This window comes from Rhizomicrobium sp., assembly GCA_037200985.1.
In the GTDB taxonomy this organism is placed as follows: domain Bacteria; phylum Pseudomonadota; class Alphaproteobacteria; order Micropepsales; family Micropepsaceae; genus Rhizomicrobium.
This window is the reverse complement of record JBBCGJ010000001.1, coordinates 69,059-84,874: the sequence shown is the minus strand read 5'-3', so window position 1 is coordinate 84,874 and position 15,816 is coordinate 69,059. Positions and strand designations below refer to the sequence as shown.

Here is a 15,816-nt window from a genome sequence, read left to right as displayed (position 1 = left end):
GGACGACCGCTTGCCGGACCAGACCCTCGCCACCGTACCCCGCCTGCTGGACGGCGGTACCGCCCTGGAGATCGTCCTGAAGGACGAGCCGCGGCGCTTCCACGCCGTCTGGCTGCGCGACAACGCCCAGGATGCCGCGACCCGCAGCCCCACCAATGGGCAACGCCTGGTGACGCTTCTGGACATCCCGCGCGAGACGCGCATCGCGGAGGCGGCATGGGCCGAGGGCCGGCTGCGCCTGAGGTTCGCCCCGGACGACAAGATGGTGACGTTCGAGGCGGACTGGCTGCTCGCCCACGCTTACGACAAGCCCATGCCGGACACCGCCGGCTGGACCGGCCCGCACATCACGCGCTGGGACGTCGGCCTGGCCGATGGCATACCGCCGGAAGACTACGGCGATATCCGCGCCGACGCGGCCGCGAGGCTGCGTTGGCTGAAAGCGGTCCGGCGCTACGGCTTCGCGCGTTCGACCGGCGCGCCGGCGACGCCCGGCGTGCCATGCGATATCGCCGAACTGTTCGGCTATGTGCGGGAGACCAATTACGGCCGCCTGTTCGACGTTCGGGTCGAGGTCAATCCGAGCAATCTCGCCTACACCAATCTCGGTCTTCAGGCCCACACCGACAATCCCTATCGCGATCCGGCCCCCGGCCTGCAAATCCTGGTCTGCCTTGAAAACACCGCGGCGGGCGGCGACTCCGTCGTCGTCGACGGCTTTAAGGTCGCGGAGCGCCTGAAGACGCAGTCGCCGCGCGGCTTCGACCTGCTCACCAGATATTGCGCCCGCTTCGAATATGCGGGCGCGAAGGGCGTCAGGCTGCGGTCCAAGCGGCCGATCATCGAGCTCGGGCCGGACGGCGAATTGATCGCCATTCGCTTCAACAATCGTTCCGCCGCACCCTTCACCGACATTCCCTATGACGACATGATGGATTACTACGCCGCGTATCGGCGCATGGCGGAGCTGATCGAGGATCCGGCCCTGGCGGTGCGCTTCAAACTGGCGCCGGGCGATTTCTTCATCGTCGACAATCTGCGCGTGCTGCACGCGCGCAGCGCCATCACCGGCAGCGGCGAACGCTGGCTGCAGGGATGCTATGCGGACATGGACGGCCTGCTGTCGACCATCGCCGCGCTGGAGGAAGAGGGAGCCAGCCCATGACCGACCCGAACCCGGGCAGCACCGACATCATCGACCGGATCGCCGATATTTTCGCGCGGCGCGGCGCGGAAGCCTATCTCGGCGAGAGGGTCACCGTGGCCGAACACATGCTGCAGACCGCAACGCTGGCGCAGGCCGAAGGCGCATCCGACGCCCTGATCGCCACCGCGCTTCTGCACGACATCGGGCACTTCACCAGCGAATTCGGCGAATACTCCCCCGGCGACACCATCGACAAGCTCCACGAGGCGGCGGGCGCGAAGGTTTTGGCAGGCTATTTCCCGACCGCCGTCACCGAAGCGGTCCGCCTGCATGTCGCCGCCAAGCGCTATCTCTGCGCCACGGACCAGACGTATTACGACAAGCTCTCCGGGGCGTCCAAGCACAGCCTGTCGCTCCAGGGCGGGCCCATGCGTGCCGCCGAGGTCGCCGCGTTTCGCCGTCTGGAACACCACGAAGACGCGGTGCGCCTGAGGCGTTGGGACGACGGCGGCAAGACGACCGGCCGGCGGACCCTGACGTTCGACGCGTTTCGGCCGCTGCTGCAACGCGTCGCCGTCCGCGATTCGACCGCGTTGATCATTCCCACTCGATCGTCCCCGGCGGCTTGGCCGTGATGTCGTAGACCACGCGGTTGATGCCGCGGACTTCGTTCACGATGCGGGTCGAGACCTTCGCCAAAAAGGAATGCTCGAAGGGGTAGTAGTCCGCCGTCATGCCGTCGCTGCTGGTCACGGCGCGCAATGCGCAGACGGAGTCATACGTCCTGGCGTCGCCCATCACGCCGACCGTGCGCACCGGCAAGAGCACGGCGAAGGCCTGCCAGATCTTGTCGTACAATCCGGCCTTGCGGATCTCGTCGAGATAGATGGTGTCGGCCCTGCGCAGGATGTCGAGCTTCTCCCGGGTGATCTCGCCCGGCACGCGGATCGCGAGGCCCGGTCCCGGGAAGGGGTGGCGGCCGACGAAGCTTTCCGGCAGGCCGAGCTCGCGGCCGAGCGCGCGGACCTCGTCCTTGAAGAGCTCGCGCAAGGGCTCGACCAGCTTCATCTTCATGCGCGCCGGCAGACCGCCGACATTGTGATGCGACTTGATCGTCACCGACGGCCCGCCGGTCGCCGAGACGCTTTCGATCACGTCGGGATAGAGCGTGCCCTGCGCCAGGAAATCCGCGCCGCCGATCTTCTGCGCCTCGGCATCGAACACGTCGATGAAGGTCGAGCCGATGATCTTGCGCTTCTGTTCCGGATCGCTGACGCCGGCGAGGCGGCCGAGGAACAGGTCCTGCGCCTCCGCGTGCACCAGCGGGATGTTATAGTGGTTGCGGAACAGGGAGACGACTTCCTCGCTCTCGCCCGCGCGCATCAGGCCGGTGTCGACGAAGATGCAGGTGAGCTGATCGCCGATCGCCTCGTGGATCAGGGCCGCCGCGACCGAGGAATCGACGCCGCCGGAAAGGCCGCAGATCACTTTGGCCTTGCCGACCTGTTTCCTGATCTTGGCGATCTCGTGCTCGCGGAAGGCGTGCATGTTCCATTCCGGCCTGATGCCGGCGATGCCGAGCACGAAGTTGCTGTATATCTGCGCGCCGCGCGGCGTGTGCACGACCTCGGGGTGGAACTGGATGCCGTAGAGCTTGCGCGCCTCGTCGGCGATCACCGCGAAGGGCGAGTTCTCGCTCGTCGCCACCACGGAAAAGCCCGGCGGGATCGCGACGATCTTGTCGCCGTGGTTCATCCATACCGGCTCGCGGTGGCCGAGGCCGCCGAGGCCCGCGAGCAGCGGCGACTCTTTTTCGATGAGGATATCGGCGCGGCCGAACTCGCGGTGATGGCCGCCCTCGACCTTGCCGCCGAGCTGCTCGGCCATCGTCATCTCGCCATAGCAGATGCCGAGCACCGGCACGCCGAGATCGAACACGGCCTGGGGCGCGCGGGGCGTGTCGGCCTCGGTCACGGAGGCAGGGCCGCCGGAGAGGATGATCGCCTGGGGTGGCGCGGCGGCGATCGCCTCCTCCGCCTTGTTGTAGGGGACGATCTCGCAATAGACGCCGGCCTCGCGCACGCGCCGCGCGATCAATTGCGTGACCTGGGAGCCGAAATCGATGACCAGTACGGGAGCACTCATGATCGGATTTAGGGTTCAGCCCTCTCCCTTGTCCAGCGCGCCCTTGGGCGCGGTGTTGTGGATAAGAATGGCGGCGTAAAAGCCGTCGGTGCCGGTCGTGAGCGGCGTGGCGCGGAAATCGGCGGCCATGCCCGGCGGCGCTTCGGCGCCGGTTTCGCGGGCCCAGACGTCCGCCGCCGAAACGGGCGCAAAGGCGGGGTGCCGTGCGCGGAAGGCGGCGACGCGGTCCTCGTTCTCGGACGGCAGGATCGAGCAGGTGGCATAGATCAGCCGGCCGCCCGGCTTCACCAGCGTGGCGGCACGGGCCAGCAATTCGTCCTGGAGCGCGATCCTTTGCGCGAGGAGCTTCGGCGTCAGCTTCCAGCGCAGCTCCGGCTGGCGGCGCCAGGTGCCCGAGCCGCTGCACGGCGCGTCGAGCAGGACGGCGTCGAACCTTCCCTCCAGCGGCACGCGCTCGTCCAACAGGTGGGTGCGGATGTTCTTCGCGCCGGCGCGCGTCGCGCGGGCGGCAAGCGCCTGCAGCGCGGGCTGGCGGATATCGCAGGCGACGATCTCGCCCCGGTTCCGCATCGCGGCGGCGAGCGCCAGCGTCTTGCCGCCGGCGCCGGCCGCGAGATCGAGGATGCGCATGTCCGGCCGCGCGCCGACCAGCAGCGCCGCGATCTGCGCCGCCTCGTCCTGGAATTCGAACGCCCCGCTCTCGAACATCGCGCCGCGGCCGAGGCTCGACGACGCTTCGCCCGATGCGATGCGGATGCCGTGCGGCGCGAAAGGCGTGGGCGCCGCGGCGAAGCCTTGCGCGACGAGCGCGCTCAGCACCTCGCCGCGCTCCCGCCGCAAGGTGTTCACGCGCAGGTCCACCGGCGCGCGCTGCTGAAGTGCCGCCATTTCCCGCAGCACATGGTCGCCGAAGGCGCGGGTCAGTTCGCCTTCGAGGAATTGCGGAAACTCGCCCTCGGCATGGAGCGGCGGCTCGCCGCGCGGCGCCTTCAGCCGGCCGCGTTCGTCATCAGTCAGCGGCGAAGGGGCGTGGTCCTGACCGGTGAACAGGAGGTCGGGGTCTTCGCCGTCGCGCGCGACGGAGCCGAGCGCGAGCGCCCGCGGCGTGTCGTCCTGCATCGTCCAGGCGAGCGAGACGCGATGGCGCAGGATGGAGAACACCCGCTCCGCCACCGCCGCGCGATCCTTCGAGCCGGCGTAACGGCGGGCGCGGAAATAGTCACGGATCAGCCGGTCCGCCGGCTGGTCGGTCGTTTCGAGCGCAGTGAGGATGTCGATGGCGGCCTGGAGTCGGGCGGCGGGCCGCAATTACTGCCCGCCCGGGTAGTTCGGCGCTTCGCGCGTCACCACGATGTCGTGGACATGGCTCTCGCGCAGGCCCGCGCCGGTGATGCGGACGAATTGCGCCTTCTTGTGGAACGCCGCGATATCCTTGCAGCCGGTATAGCCCATCGCGGCCCGCAACCCGCCGATGATCTGGTGCACCACGCCCGAGACCGGGCCCTTGTACGGCACCTGGCCCTCGACGCCTTCGGGCACCAGCTTCAGCGTGTCGGAGACTTCGGCCTGGAAGTAGCGGTCGGCGCTACCGCGCGCCATCGCGCCCATGCTGCCCATGCCGCGATAGCCCTTGTAGGAGCGGCCCTGGTAGAGGAACACCTCGCCCGGCGCCTCTTCCGTGCCCGCGAGCAGCGAGCCGACCATGGCGACGTCGGCGCCGGCGGCGATCGCCTTGGCAAGGTCGCCGGAATATTTGATGCCGCCGTCCGCGATCACCGGGATGCCGGCCTTCCGGGCGGCCTCGACAGCATCCATGATCGCGGTGAGCTGCGGCACGCCGACGCCCGCGACGATGCGCGTGGTGCAGATCGAGCCCGGTCCGATGCCGACCTTCACGCAATCGGCGCCCGCATCGATCAGGGCACGCGCGCCGTCCGCCGTCGCGACATTGCCGGCGGCGACCTGGACGTAATTCGACTTCTTCTTGATGCGGGTGATGGCATCGAGCACGCCCTTGGAATGGCCATGCGCGGTGTCGACCACGATGACGTCGCATTCCGCCTCGACCAGCGCCTGGGCGCGGGCATAGCCGTCCTCGCCGACGCCGGTCGCGGCGGCGACGCGCAGGCGGCCGCGCTCGTCCTTGCAGGCGTTGGGATATTTCTGCGCCTTCTCGATGTCCTTGACGGTGATCAGCCCGACGCAGCGATAGGCGTCGTCGACGACCAGGATCTTCTCGATGCGATGCTGATGCAAGAGCCGCTTAGCCTCGTCCGGCTTCACGCCCTCGCGCACCGTGACCAGCTTGTCCTTGGTCATCAGCGCGGAGACCTTCTCGCGCGGATCGTTGGCGAAGCGCACGTCGCGGTTGGTCAGGATGCCGACGAGGCGCCCCGCGCCCCGGCCATTGGCGCCTTCGACCACCGGAATTCCGGAGATCCGATAGCGCTCCATCAGCGCCAGCGCGTCGGCCAGCGTCGCGTCGGGCGCAATGGTGACCGGGTTGACGACCATGCCGCTCTCGAAGCGCTTCACGCGCCGCACATGCTCGGCCTGCTCCTCGATCGAGAGGTTCTTGTGGATGACGCCGATGCCGCCGGCCTGGGCCATGGCGATGGCGAGGCCCGCTTCCGTGACCGTGTCCATCGCCGAGGAGATGAGGGGGATGCCGAGCTCGACCGACTTGGTCAGCCGCGTTCTGGTATCGACCTGGCCGGGAAGGACTTCGGAAGCCGCGGGCACCAACAAGACATCGTCGAAAGTCAGTGCTTCGCGGATGGTCATGGGGTGCGCGCTCCATCGCTTTGGAGCGCCGAGCCTTTAGCAGCGGCGCGCCGATTCGGCAAGTGTGCAAAAAATGGCCTAAAAGCGGCAAAACTTAAAATTAACGTCACGGTTTGTACGGAACGGTTCTGCAAAATGAGAGTTTCAACGGGCGGCGGGCGTGGTATGCCCTGAGCCCTATCGAAGGGCTATTCCATCGAACGACATAGGAGATTCCCTGAAATGCAGAACAAATTTCGCCTGATGATGGGCGTTGCCGCGATTGCCGCCGGCGCCCTCGCCTTTGCCGGCACAGCGGACGCCGCCCCCCATGGCGTCAAGGTCGGCACGCTGACCTGCAACGTCGCAAGCGGCTGGGGCTTCGTGTTCGGTTCCTCCAAGGACCTGCACTGCACGTTCCACGGCAACCGCGACCATGGCGAGCACTACACCGGCTCGATCTCGAAGTTCGGCGTCGACATCGGCTACACCGAAGGCGGCGTGCTGGTCTGGGGCGTGTTCGCGCCCTCGTCCGACATCCGTCCCGGCGCCCTTGAGGGCGACTATGCGGGTGCCACCGCCTCGGCCACGGTCGGCGTCGGCCTCGGCGCCAATGTGCTGATCGGCGGCCTCGACAAGTCGATCGCGCTGCAGCCTGTCAGCGTCGAAGGCAACAAGGGCCTGAACGTCGCGGCCGGCATCGGCGCGATCTCGCTGCACTCCGCGCCGTAAATCGGCATGGTGCATTCGAAATGACGGAAGCCCCGCCGGCGACGGCGGGGCTTCCGTTTTTCTCAGGCGCCGCCGCGAAACCCCTGCGCCACCAGATAGAGCTCGACGGATTCCGACCGGCTGGCCGGCGGCTTGACGTGTTTCACCGTCGCGAAGGATTTCTTCATCCGCTGCAGCAATTGGCTCGCCGCGCCGCCCTGGAAGGCCTTGCCGACGAAGGTCCCGCCGGGCTTCAGAACCGCTTCCGCCATGTCGAGCGCGGCTTCCAGCAGCGCCGTGGTGCGCAAATGATCGGTGGCGCGGTGGCCGGTGGTCGGCGCCGCCATGTCGGTGAGCACCACATCCGCCGGGCCGCCGAGCGCCTCGATCAGGATCGCGGGCGTATCGGCATCGAGCATGTCGGCCTGGAAGAAGGTCACCTGGTCGATCGGCTCCATCTCCAGGATGTCCATCGCGACGACGCGGCCGGACGGACCGACACGCTCGGCCGCGATCTGGCTCCAGCCGCCCGGCGCGGCGCCGAGATCGAGCACGCGCGCGCCCTTCTTGAGGAAGCGGTATTTGTCGTCGAGCTCGACGATCTTGAACGCGGCGCGGCTGCGGAAGCCCTTCGCCTTCGCGGCATGCACATAGGGATCGTTGAGCTGCCGCTCCAGCCAGCGCGTGGACGAGACCGTGCGGTCCTTGCGGTTCTTGATCTTGGCGCGGACCTGGCCGCGGCCGGAGGATTGCTTGGTCATCGCCGGCCCATCAGCTCACGCAGCATGCCCTCGCGCAAGCCGCGGTCGGCGACGCGCAGCCGCTCGCACGGCCACAGCGTCTGGATCGCGGCGAAGATGGCGCAGCCCGGCACGATCAGGTCGGCCCGGTCGCGGCCGATGCAGCCGATGGCGGCGCGGGCCTTGAGGTCCAGGCCGACAAGCCGGTCGATGACGGCGCTCATGTCGCTGCAAGCGTGCCAGCTCGCATCGACCCGCGCGCGTTCGTAGCGCGAAAGGCCGAGCGCCACGGCGGCCAGCGTCGTCACCGTGCCGGAGGTGCCGAGCAGATGATGCGCCGCCGCGTAGAACGGCGCGACCGCGTCCATGGCCGCCCGCACGGGGCGCAGATGTTCGATCAGTCCGTCGCGCATGCGGCCATAGCCGTCGCGGTCGAGCGGGCCGCCGGCCCAGCTTTCCGCCAGCGTGACGACGCCCAGCGGCTGGGAGGTGGATGCCACGACGCGCGGCGGCGCCGCGCCGTCGCGCTTCATCCAGATGATTTCGGTCGAGCCGCCGCCGATGTCGAAGACCAGGCTCCCCTCGCTCGCGCCGTCGATCAGGGGCGCGCAGCCGATCGCCGCGAGCCTCGCTTCTTCGTCCGACGAGATGATCTCGAGCGCGATGCCGCTCTCGGCCTGCGCGCGCGCGACGAGATCGGAGGCGTTGGCGGCGCGGCGGCAGGCTTCGGTGGCGACCGCGCGCACCCGGCTGACTTTGTTCGAGGCGAGCCGGCCCGCGCAGATCTTGAGCGCTTCGATAGTGCGGGCCATGGCGGCTTCGGACAGACGGCCGCTCTGCGCCACGCCCTCGCCCAGCCGTACGATGCGGGAGAAGGAGTCGACCACGCGCAACTCGCCGCGCCGCGTCGCCCGCGCGACCAGGAGGCGGCAATTGTTGGTGCCGAGGTCGAGGGCGGCCACGAGCGGCGGCTGTCTGCCGCGGCCACGCCGTTTCCGCGCATCGCGCGTCCCCTCGGGCAAGCGAATCCCTCCCTGCCGGTTCCGCTAAGCCTCCCCTGGCGAACCGTCGGCGGAGCATAACGACACTTTCGGCCGCGCGCGAAGACGCCGTGCCGGTACGGTGCGGGACCGAAAGGCGGCGGAACCTGGAACCTTGCCAGCGCCCGGCCCCTCCGCTAAAGGGACCGCGCCGTTGGGGGATCGTCTAACGGTAGGACTGCAGACTCTGACTCTGCCTGTCTAGGTTCGAATCCTAGTCCCCCAGCCACCCTTCGCTGCTGCGCAGCTTCGGGTGGCTTATGCGGGCCGCGCGCTGGCGAAGGGACGCCGATACAATCCACCCATGTGGCTCCTTCTCGCCTTCACCGGTCCAGTCCTTTGGGCGGTCTCAACCCATATCGACAAATATCTCGTCGAGCGGTTCTTCAAGAACAGCGACACCGCCGTGCTCATGGTGTTCACCGCGCTGATCGGGCTTCTCATGCTGCCCGTGATCGCGATATTCCAGGGGGGCGTCTTCGCGATCGCGCCGACCGACATCCTCGTGATGGCGGTCTCGGGCATCCTCTACATGGGCGCGATGCTGCTCTATCTGCGCGCGATCCAGACCGAGGAGGCCTCCGTCGTCGCGCCGCTGTTCCAGATGTCGACGCTCTTCACCTTCCTGATCGCCTATGTCCTGCTCGGCGAGACGCTGAACTGGATCCAGGCCGGCGGCGGCGTGCTGGTCGTCGCGGGCGCGCTGTCGCTGTCGCTCGATGCGTCGTTCCGGCTGAAGCGGTGGAAGCTCGGATTCGTGGCTCTCATGCTCGCCTGCACCTTCGTGCTGGCGCTGTCGTCGGTGCTGTTCAAGCTGTTCGCGGTGCGCGACACTTTCTGGGTCACGACCTTCTGGATCTATGCCGGCGAGGGCGTGTTCGGCTTCGCCATCGTCGCGATCCCGCATTACCGGCGGCAGTTCTTCGCCCTGTTCCGCCGCAGCCCCGGCGCGGTGATCGCGATCAACGGCGCCAACGAGCTGATCAATCTCGGCGGCGGGCTGGGCGTGCGCGCCGCGTCGCTGCTGGCGCCGGTGGCGCTGGTCTCGGCGGTGTCGTCGACCTCGACGCTGTTCGTCTTCGCCATCGGCATCGTGCTGACGCTGTTCTTCCCGCATCTGGGACGCGAGGACCTGTCGCGGCGGGCACTGCTGCAGAAGGGCGCCGGCGCGATGCTGGTGGCGGCGGGCGTGGCGCTGCTGGGCGGGCCCGCGGGCGATTAAACCGCGGTAAAAATCGCGTCAGAGGCCGCCAAAGCCGCGCGCGGCCGGCGAAGTTGCGCTAAGCAGGCGGTGCAGCAACCGGAAACCGTGCCGTGGCCGAAGCCATCTTCGATACAAAACACACGCGTCGCGACACCGCTTTCTTCGGACATCCCGCCGGTCTCGGCTGGCTCGCCTTCTCCGAATTGTGGGAGCGGTTTTCCTATTACGGCATGACGGCGCTGCTGGTGCTTTACATGACGCACAGCCTGTTGACGCCGCAGCATATGAGCCACGTCCTGGGCTTCGGGCCGTTCCAGTCGTTCATCGCCCTGATCTACGGTCCGGCGTCGGGACAGGCCCTCGCTTCGCACATCTACGGCTTCTACACGGCGTTCGTGTATCTCACGCCGATCGGCGGCGGCCTGCTCGCCGACCGCGTCATCGGCCGCACCAACGCGGTGACCATCGGCGCGATCCTGATGGCCGTCGGCCATTTCCTGATGGCGTTCGACGCGACCTTCCTCCTGGCGCTGCTCTGCCTTCTGCTCGGCGTCGGCTGTTTCAAGGGCAACATCTCGAGCCAGGTCGGCGCCCTCTACCGGGACGGCGATCCGCGGCGCGCCGATGCCTTTCAGATCTTCCTGTTCTTCGTGCAGATCGCCGTGATCGCCTCGCCCTTCGTGTGCGGAAGGCTGGCCGACAGCTTCGGGCCGCATTACGGCTTCGGCGCGGCCGGCGCCGGCATGCTGATCGGCCTTGCCACCTATCTTCTCGGCCGCCGCAGCCTGCCGCCCGATGCACCCCGGACGACGCGCGGCGAAGCCCCGGCGCGGCCGGCGCTCACGCGCGACGACTGGACCAAGATCGCGCTCCTCGTCGCGCTGCTGCCGGTGCTCGCGGTGGCGGCCGTGGGCAATCAGGAGATCTTCAACGCCTATCTGGTGTGGGGCGAGGCGAACTACCAGCTCGCATTGTTCGGCCTGCACATGCCGATCACCGACCTTCTCGGCTACGGCTCGATCATCAGCGCCGCGACCATCGCGATCTCAGTCGCGTTCTGGCGGTGGTGGGCGGCGCGCTGGCCCGAGCCGGACGAACTGACGAAGATCGCGGCCGGCGTCGCGCTCAGCGCGACGGCGCCGCTCCTGCTCGTGCTGGCATCGTCGATCATCGCCGCGCATGGCGGCAGGATCAGCCTCGTCTGGGCGATCGGGTTCGAGATCCTGAACGATTTCGGCTTCGCCAATGTGGTGCCGGTCGGCCTCGCGCTCTATTCGCGGGCGGCGCCCAAGGGCATGGCAAGCACCATCATCGGCGTCTATTACCTTCATCTGTTCGCGGGAAATTTCTTCGTCGGCTGGGTCGGCGGCCTGCTGTCGACGATGAGCGCGACGTCGTTCTGGGCGCTGCACGTCGTCCTGATCCTGGGCGCGGCGGCGGTGCTGTTCCTGGTCAAATTCCTGTTCGGCCGTGTGCTGGCGCCGGCCTATACCGAAGCGGAGACGGCTGCGATCCGCTAAGCGGGTGTGGGCGCGTCCGGGTGCAGGAGACCGGCGGCCTTCAGATCGCGCCACAGCGCGGGCGGGATCGCAGCTTCGAGCATCGCGACGTTGTCGTCGACCTCTTCCGGCGAGACGGCGCCGGGGATGACACTGACCACGAGGGGATGGGCAGCGACGAATTGCAGGGCGGCCGCGCGCAGCGCCACGTCATGCGCGCGGCATATCTCGGTCAGGGCCTTCACGCGCGCGGCGACATCCGGCGGGATGGAGGCGTAGTCGAAGGTCGGCTTGCCGGCAAGCACGCCGGAATTGTAGGGCCCGCCGATCACGATGCCGGCGCCGGCCCTGGCGCATTGCGGAAACAGGGTCCCCAGCGGCGCCTGCTCCAGCAGCGTGTAGCGTCCCGCGAGAAGGAAAAGATCGGGATCGGCAAGCTCCAATATCCGCGCGCAGGGCTGTCCCTCGTTGACGCCGAGGCCGATGGCCGAGACGGCGCCGTTTGCCCGCAACTCGTCGAGCGCCCGCCAGCCGCCGGTCCGCATCAACTCTTGGATGCGGGCTTCGGAGGCTTCGCGGCTGCCATGGGTGAAGCCGTCGACATCGTGCACCAGAAGGATGTCGATGCGGTCCAGGCCGAGGCGCTTCAGGCTTTCCTCGAAGGAGCGCATGACGCCGTCATAGGAATAGTCGTAGAGGAATTTGCGGTCGGGCGCCGTGACGAAGACACCGGCATTGGACTCCCCCGGCGCGCAGGGCTCGATCAGGCGGCCGACCTTGGTCGAGAGAAGGTATTCGTCCCGCGGGCGCGACCGCAGGTTACGGCCGACGCGCTCTTCGGAAAGGCCCAGCCCGTAGAGCGGCGCGGTGTCGAAATAGCGCAGGCCGCGATCCCAGGCATGAGCGAGGGTCCGGTCGCATTCCTCTTCGGTGAAAGCCCGGCCGAGATTGCCCAGCGTGGCGGAGCCGAAACCCAGCAGGTTGAAGGGCAGCGCCCTGCCCCGCCGGGTGACGAAATTGCGGATGGCGGTCGCGGCGAACATCAAAATGACACTGCGCGGCGGGGCCGCGCGGCGCAAGAGCCGCTTGAATTTGCGCCCGCCATGGCCATGTTGCCCTTCCGGGCGTTTGCACTGCAACCGAGGATTTCCCATGCTGAAATTGAACGACGAGACGCTGCTCCGGGCCGACGGCTATGTGGGCGGTGCTTGGGCCGGTTCGTCCAAGCGCTTTGCCGTGACCGACAAGGCGAGCGGCGAGATCATCGCGCAGGTCGCGGATCTGGGCGCGGAGGACGCGCGCAAGGCGGTCGAGGCCGCCTATGAAGCGGGTCCCGCCTGGAAGGCGAAGACGGCCAAGGAGCGCGCCGGCCTGATGCGCAAATGGTTCGAGCTGATCCTGGCGAACCAGGAGGACCTGGCGCGGCTGATGACGGCGGAGCAGGGAAAGCCGCTGGCCGAATCGCGCGGCGAGGTCGCCTATGGCGCGTCGTTCATCGAATGGTTCGCGGAAGAGGGCAAGCGCGTCTATGGCGACGTGATCCCGAGCTTCGCGGCGGGCAAGCGCATCGTCGTGCTGAAAGAGCCGGTCGGCGTGGTGGCGGCGATCACGCCGTGGAATTTCCCCAATGCGATGATCACCCGCAAGGCGGCGCCGGCGCTGGCCGCCGGATGCACCTTCATCATCAAACCGGCGGCGGAGACGCCGCTGTCGGCGACGGCGCTGGCCGAGCTGGCGCTTCGCGCCGGAATCCCCAAGGGCGTGTTCAACGTCGTCACGTCGGACCAGGCGCCGGAGGTCGGCAAGGTGCTGACCACCCATCCGCTGGTGCGCAAGTTCAGCTTCACCGGATCGACCGAGATCGGAAGGCTGCTGATGGCGCAATGCGCCTCGACCATCAAGAAGGTCAGCCTCGAACTCGGCGGCAATGCGCCGTTCATCGTGTTCGACGATGCCGACCTGGATGCCGCAGTGGAAGGCGCGATGGTCTCCAAGTACCGCAACATGGGTCAGACCTGCGTGTGCGCCAACCGCATATTGGTACAGGACAAGGTCTATGACGCTTTCGCGGCCAGGCTGGAGGCGCGCACCGCGACGCTGAAGGTCGGCAGCGGCTTCGAGGACGGCGTGACGCAGGGCCCGCTGATCAACCGAGAGGCGGTCGAGAAGGTCGAGCGGCTGCTCGGCCAGGCGACGGCCTCGGGCGCGAAGATCGTAATGGGCGGCAAGCGCAGCGCGCTCGGAGGCACGTTCTTCGAACCGACCGTCGTGACCGAGGTCACGCCGGCGATGGATATCGCCAAGGAGGAGATCTTCGGACCGGTCGCGACCCTCTTCCGCTTCCAGGACGAGGCGGATGCGATCCGCATCGCCAATGCGACGGATTTCGGCCTCGCCGCCTATTTCTACGCCCGCGACATCGGCCGCGTGATGCGCGTCGCCGAGGCGCTGGAATACGGCATGGTCGGGATCAACGAGGGCATCATCTCGACCGAAGTCGCGCCGTTCGGCGGCATCAAGCAATCCGGCATCGGCCGCGAGGGCAGCAAATACGGGATCGAGGACTATCTCGCGATCAAATACCTGCTGCTCGGCGGGCTCTGACGCTCAGACCGCGAGGAGAGCGGCGCCAACCAGCTCCTGAAGGCGCTCGGTGCGCGGATAGGGCGTGCCGGTGTAGTGGCGGAAGCCCTCGGCATGGGCGACGCCGAAGGTGCGGCCGCGCTTGGCGGACCATTTCTCCATGGAGCCGGTGTAGTCGTCGATCCCGTGCTGCCTGATCACCCAGGCGAACTGGCTGACATGGGCGCGGAGCATCTCGCGCTTCTTCGCGAAATGCGCCGAGATGTCGACCGCGAAATCCGGCGCGACCGGGCGGCCGTCGCGGTCGCGCCCGCCGATCGGGTCCATGAAGTAGAGATGCGGGATGGCGTCCAGGGCGGGCGCGGGGCCGGTCCGGTAGTTGCGCACGCTCGAGGCGAAACAGGCGTCGCGTACCAGGGCGCTCGTCGCTTCGTGATCCGGGTGGTAGTCGGCGGGAGAGGCGGTGATCACGATCTCGGGCCGCACGGCGCGGATGAGCTCGGTCGTCCGCCGCCGCGTGGGATCGTCGAGGAATACGCAGAGATCGCCGATATCCGCGCAACGATAATCCGCGCCGATCATGGCGGCGGCGGATGCCGCTTCGGCCTTGCGGATACGGGCGGTCTCTTCCTGGCTGTGTTCCGCCGAGCCGCAATCGCCGGCCGTCATGGTCGCGATGGTGATGCGGTGGCCGTTGGCGGCGAGCAGCGCCAGCGTGCCGGCGCCGAGCGTCTCGATATCGTCGGGATGGGCGTGGAAGGCGAGGATGTGCGTCATGCGCCGATCCTAGCCAGGATGGCGCGGGCGGCAAACGCGCCGGTGGCGAAACAGGCCTGGAGCAGATAGCCGCCGGTCGGCGCTTCCCAGTCCAGCATTTCGCCCGCGACGTAGACGCCGGGGAGCGCTTTCAGCATCAGGCCCGCGTCGACCGCGTCGAACGAGACGCCGCCCGCGGTCGAGATGGCGCGTTCGAGGCCTTGCGTGCCGGTCAGGGTCAGACGCACCGTCTTGATGCGCCGGGCGAGCGTCGCGGGATCGGCGTCGAGAGGCGCGACCTCGCGCAGGAGATTGGTCTCCACGGGCGACAGGTTCAGCGCCTTGCGCAGATGGTTGGTCAGCGAATCCTTGCCGCGCGGCTTCGCGAGCCGGCGAACGAGGTCATCGTGCGACATGTCGGGTCGCAGGTCGATGTCCAGCGCGGCATGGCCGTTCCTGGAGATCGCATCGCGCAAGGCGGCGGACAGCGCGTAGATCGCGCCGCCCTCGATGCCGTAGCGCGCGATCATGGCCTCGCCGCGCGCCGTGCGTTCGCCGTGCGAGAAGCGCGCATTCTTCAGAGGCTGGCCGGCGAAGCGTTCGCGGAAGAGATCGCTCCACGAAACCGAAAAACCGCTGTTCGCGGGTTGCAGCGGCGCGACGGCAACGCCTTTGTCCGCGAGGATCGCCGTCCAATCGCCGGTGGAACCCAGGCGCGGCCAGCTCGCGCCACCGAGCGCGAGCACCGCCGCGTCCGGATGAACGGCGATCTCGCCAGTGGCCGTCTGGAAGAGCAGCGAACCGTCCTTCCAGCCGCGCCATGTGTGACGAAGACGGAACTGAACGCCCTGCCGGTCCAGGCGCGCCAGCCAGGCGCGCAGGAGCGGCGAGGCCTTCATCGCCTTCGGAAAGACGCGGCCGCTGGAGCCGATGAAGGTCTCGGCGCCCAGGCCGTTGGCCCATGCGATCAAAGCCAACGGCGGGAAGGCTTCGAGCATCGGGCGAAGTCTCGGCGCCGCTGCGCCGAAGCGCGCCAGGAACGGTTCGAACGGCTCGGAATGGGTGAGGTTCAGACCGCCGCGTCCCGCCATCAGCAGCTTGCGGCCCGCCGACGGCATGCGGTCGTAGACCGTGACCGCGGCGCCGGCCGCGCTCAGCACCTCGGCCGCCATCAGCCCGGCGGGCCCAGCGCCGATCACCGCGATGGTCGGGGGCTTCGTCATCCCGC

General features: G+C 68.1%; 14 protein-coding genes and 1 tRNA gene. 7 read left to right on the top strand and 8 right to left on the bottom strand.

Annotated elements, in window-relative coordinates; translation table 11 throughout:
• The first annotated feature begins 10 nt into the window (after positions 1-10).
• Together WDN01_00415 and WDN01_00410 are read left to right on the top strand one after the other, a co-directional pair.
• Positions 11-1,165, top strand: coding sequence for a TauD/TfdA family dioxygenase (locus tag WDN01_00415; protein MEJ0024460.1), 1,155 nt, complete (start codon positions 11-13; stop codon positions 1,163-1,165).
• The gene (locus tag WDN01_00410; GenBank protein ID MEJ0024459.1) at positions 1,162-1,782 is read left to right on the top strand and encodes an HD domain-containing protein; all 621 of its coding nucleotides are present in this window, start codon (positions 1,162-1,164) and stop codon (positions 1,780-1,782) included. The genes WDN01_00415 and WDN01_00410 overlap by 4 nt, the downstream gene beginning before the upstream one ends.
• Here the strand turns inward: WDN01_00410 and guaA are convergent.
• The 3 genes from guaA to guaB are packed head-to-tail and all read right to left on the bottom strand — an operon-like array spanning position 1,745 to position 6,076.
• A complete protein-coding gene (guaA, locus tag WDN01_00405; GenBank protein MEJ0024458.1) occupies positions 1,745-3,292 on the bottom strand; it encodes a glutamine-hydrolyzing GMP synthase in 1,548 nt (515 codons plus the stop codon). The two genes, WDN01_00410 and guaA, sit on opposite strands and share 38 nt — an antisense overlap.
• A 15-nt stretch (positions 3,293-3,307) precedes the next feature.
• Positions 3,308-4,600, bottom strand: a complete 1,293-nt coding sequence (locus WDN01_00400) for an RsmB/NOP family class I SAM-dependent RNA methyltransferase (GenBank protein MEJ0024457.1) — start codon at positions 4,598-4,600, stop codon at positions 3,308-3,310.
• On the bottom strand, positions 4,601-6,076 hold the full coding sequence (gene guaB / locus WDN01_00395) for an IMP dehydrogenase (protein ID MEJ0024456.1): 1,476 nt from the start codon (positions 6,074-6,076) through the stop codon (positions 4,601-4,603).
• 222 nt (positions 6,077-6,298) lie between these two features.
• Here guaB and WDN01_00390 point away from each other — a divergent pair, with 222 nt between their 5' ends.
• On the top strand, positions 6,299-6,787 hold the full coding sequence (locus tag WDN01_00390; protein ID MEJ0024455.1) for a DUF992 domain-containing protein: 489 nt from the start codon (positions 6,299-6,301) through the stop codon (positions 6,785-6,787).
• A gap of 62 nt (positions 6,788-6,849) precedes the next feature.
• Here the strand turns inward: WDN01_00390 and WDN01_00385 are convergent, their stop codons facing one another.
• Both WDN01_00385 and WDN01_00380 read right to left on the bottom strand, forming a co-directional pair.
• The gene (locus tag WDN01_00385; GenBank protein ID MEJ0024454.1) at positions 6,850-7,527 is read right to left on the bottom strand and encodes an RlmE family RNA methyltransferase; all 678 of its coding nucleotides are present in this window, start codon (positions 7,525-7,527) and stop codon (positions 6,850-6,852) included.
• On the bottom strand, positions 7,524-8,468 hold the full coding sequence (locus tag WDN01_00380; protein MEJ0024453.1) for a Ppx/GppA phosphatase family protein: 945 nt from the start codon (positions 8,466-8,468) through the stop codon (positions 7,524-7,526). Before WDN01_00380 ends, WDN01_00385 begins: the two co-directional genes overlap by 4 nt.
• Before the next feature lie 233 nt (positions 8,469-8,701).
• Between WDN01_00380 and WDN01_00375 the strand changes: the two genes are divergently transcribed.
• The 3 genes from WDN01_00375 to WDN01_00365 all read left to right on the top strand — a co-directional run bounded on the left by WDN01_00375 (position 8,702) and on the right by WDN01_00365 (position 11,270).
• Positions 8,702-8,775, top strand: a tRNA-Gln gene (locus WDN01_00375).
• A gap of 75 nt (positions 8,776-8,850) precedes the next feature.
• Positions 8,851-9,768, top strand: coding sequence for an EamA family transporter (locus WDN01_00370; protein MEJ0024452.1), 918 nt, complete (start codon positions 8,851-8,853; stop codon positions 9,766-9,768).
• Positions 9,769-9,860: 92 nt separating this feature from the next.
• Positions 9,861-11,270, top strand: a complete 1,410-nt coding sequence (locus WDN01_00365; GenBank protein MEJ0024451.1) for an oligopeptide:H+ symporter — start codon at positions 9,861-9,863, stop codon at positions 11,268-11,270.
• Here WDN01_00365 and WDN01_00360 read toward each other — a convergent pair.
• Positions 11,267-12,292: an aldo/keto reductase gene (locus WDN01_00360; GenBank protein MEJ0024450.1), complete on the bottom strand. Its 1,026-nt coding sequence runs from the start codon at positions 12,290-12,292 to the stop codon at positions 11,267-11,269. The genes WDN01_00365 and WDN01_00360 overlap by 4 nt on opposite strands.
• 109 nt (positions 12,293-12,401) lie before the next feature.
• On the opposite strand from WDN01_00360, the gene WDN01_00355 reads away from it, so the two are divergent.
• Positions 12,402-13,853: an NAD-dependent succinate-semialdehyde dehydrogenase gene (locus WDN01_00355; GenBank protein MEJ0024449.1), complete on the top strand. Its 1,452-nt coding sequence runs from the start codon at positions 12,402-12,404 to the stop codon at positions 13,851-13,853.
• 3 nt (positions 13,854-13,856) lie between these two features.
• On the opposite strand, the gene WDN01_00350 is transcribed toward WDN01_00355, so the two are convergent.
• Together WDN01_00350 and WDN01_00345 are read right to left on the bottom strand one after the other, a co-directional pair.
• Entirely contained in the window at positions 13,857-14,609 is a 753-nt protein-coding gene (locus WDN01_00350) for a PIG-L family deacetylase (GenBank protein MEJ0024448.1), read from the bottom strand.
• The gene (locus tag WDN01_00345) at positions 14,606-15,811 is read right to left on the bottom strand and encodes a TIGR03862 family flavoprotein (protein MEJ0024447.1); all 1,206 of its coding nucleotides are present in this window, start codon (positions 15,809-15,811) and stop codon (positions 14,606-14,608) included. The genes WDN01_00350 and WDN01_00345 overlap by 4 nt, the downstream gene beginning before the upstream one ends.
• Positions 15,812-15,816 lie beyond the last annotated feature (5 nt).